We start from the raw sequence: 1,920 nt of genomic DNA, 5'->3' as shown, positions 1-1,920 counted from the left end.
GCGTCCGCCGCCATGACCGTGTCGCAGACTTCGACCGGCCGCCCCTCGGTGTCGAAGGCGGTACGGATCAGGTGAATCACCGGCACACCGGAGGCCAGCCGGAGCGTCTTCACCTCGTCGGGCGAAGGCATCCGGGCGCGGATCTCCTCTTCGAAGTGGTCGAGGCGGTGGCCCAGCTCTTCGAGGCGGGCGTAGATGCCGCCGGGCCCGGGGTTGGGTTCGGCGATCTGGGTGCCGCGGGCGATGTCGAGGGGGAGGTAGGAGGTGGCGAACTCGACCGGCCGACCGTCGAGGAGGTACCGGCGCCGCCGGGCAAGCACGCGCCGCACGGACCCGAGCCGCGTGGAGACGTCCTGACTGGCCTTTTCCTCCTTGACCTCAAGGCTGTCGACCTGGGGGTGGCTGCCGGCCGCGTCCGCCTCCACGATGAACGCGGACTTTCCCTGCTCGCGATGGCGCCGGGCGAACCGGTCGGAGGCGAGCCGCCGCACGGGAGGCCGGGGCCGAACGAACACACCCTTCCCGTGCTCGGCATGCACCAGCCCTTCCCCCTGGAGGATGGAGAAGGAGTTCCGGACCGTCATCCGGGAGACTCCGTAGTGCTCGACAAGCTCGGCCTCTGAGGGCAGCTTCTCGCCCTCGCTGAACCGCCCACGGTCGATGGCTTCGCGCAGCTGGTCGGCGATCTGCCGGAAGACCGCACGATCGCTCGTGGGGTCGAGATCTCCGAGGAGGCCCGAAGGAAGAGCAGGGCTCACTTGTACTCCTTTAGGTATCTAGACGAGTGGGCGAGTGTTGTTGCTACGGTGGAGAGCCTAGCCAGCCGAGAGGGCCGAGGAACGTGAGCACAGAACGCCCGCACTCCGTGAGCGTCGCCGGGGTCGTCATAGACACCCGCGGCCGGGCCCTCCTGATCCAGCGCCGGGACAACGGCAAGTGGGAGCCGCCGGGCGGTGTCCTCGAACGCGAGGAGACCATTCCCGAGGCCCTGCAACGCGAAGTCCTCGAAGAGACCGGTATCAAGATCGCCCTTCCGGCGACCCTGACCGGCGTCTACAAGAACATGACGGGCCTGATCGTCTCCCTGGTCTTCCGTTGCGAGGCCGCCGACGGCACGCCCACGACCGGCGACGAGACCCGCGCACTGCGCTGGGCCACCCGTGAAGAAGTCTCCGAGCTTGCCGACGAGGCGTACGCCATCCGCGTCCTGGACGCGATGGACGCGGCGTCTCCACCTGCGATCCGCGCCCACGATGGCGTGAAACTCGTCTAGCCCGAACCCGCTGCACATGGCGGCCTACCAGCACGAAGGAACTTGTATGCACGAGTATACGAGTACAGTCCGGGTCTGGGGGCTCAGTTGCCCAGGTTTCCCGGAAGAGGTCAGCCGGGCCCGACGCTGGACCCGCGACATCCTGCGCGGCTCCCCTTTAGCCGAAGACGCCGAACTGATCGTGAGCGAGCTGAGCGCGAACGCGATCCTCCACACGGCCAGCGGTCAGGAGTCGGGCAGCTTCCATCTGGCCCTTGCGGTGTCAGCGCAGGTGATCGCGTTGTCGGTCACCGACGAAGGGGCCGCCGGCACAGCACCGAAGATCAGGCGCCAGGACCAGGAGGCCGAGCACGGCCGGGGCCTCGGCATGGTCAGCGCAATCGCGCATCGCGTCGTCGTCCACGAAAGCGACGGCGGCTACACGGTCACCGCCGAGCTGTTCGCAGGCCGACCGACCGGAGGCCACCCGTGCTGATGGACAAGCCGCAGCGGGGCTACTGGTGCGAGTGCTGGACCGAGGACATCACCGACGGGACGGGATGGCCGGCGCTCCGGGCATCCTTCGACGCCTACTCCGCACCCCAGGCAGACAGATGGGTCGCCATCGCACTCCGCACCATCTCACCGGCACTCGACCCCGACGCGTC

3 protein-coding genes are annotated in these 1,920 nt (G+C 68.3%); 2 read left to right on the top strand and 1 reads right to left on the bottom strand.

Going from position 1 to position 1,920, the window contains the following annotated elements; translation table 11 throughout:
- On the bottom strand, window positions 1-758 hold a 758-nt coding region (locus tag AC27LF_RS45330; RefSeq protein WP_479662433.1), incomplete at its 3' end, for a GntR family transcriptional regulator.
- 107 nt (window positions 759-865) lie between these two features.
- Between AC27LF_RS45330 and AC27LF_RS45325 the strand changes: the two genes are divergently transcribed.
- Together AC27LF_RS45325 and AC27LF_RS45320 are read left to right on the top strand one after the other, a co-directional pair.
- Window positions 866-1,273, top strand: coding sequence for an NUDIX hydrolase (locus AC27LF_RS45325; RefSeq protein ID WP_089100238.1), 408 nt, complete (start codon window positions 866-868; stop codon window positions 1,271-1,273).
- Between the two features lie 46 nt (window positions 1,274-1,319).
- Window positions 1,320-1,748: an ATP-binding protein gene (locus AC27LF_RS45320; protein ID WP_479662434.1), complete on the top strand. Its 429-nt coding sequence runs from the start codon at window positions 1,320-1,322 to the stop codon at window positions 1,746-1,748.
- The last annotated feature ends 172 nt before the right edge of the window (window positions 1,749-1,920 follow it).

It is taken from the genome of Streptomyces diversicolor (assembly GCF_057537855.1).
The sequence above is the reverse complement of the archived record's forward strand: the minus strand, read 5'-3'. Positions and strand labels throughout refer to the sequence as shown.

Excerpts from the sequence above, each read along its gene's own strand:
- AC27LF_RS45320 (WP_479662434.1), top strand. The coding sequence starts at position 1,320 with ATGCACGAGTATACGAGTACAGTCCGGGTCTGGGGGCTCAGTTGCCCA.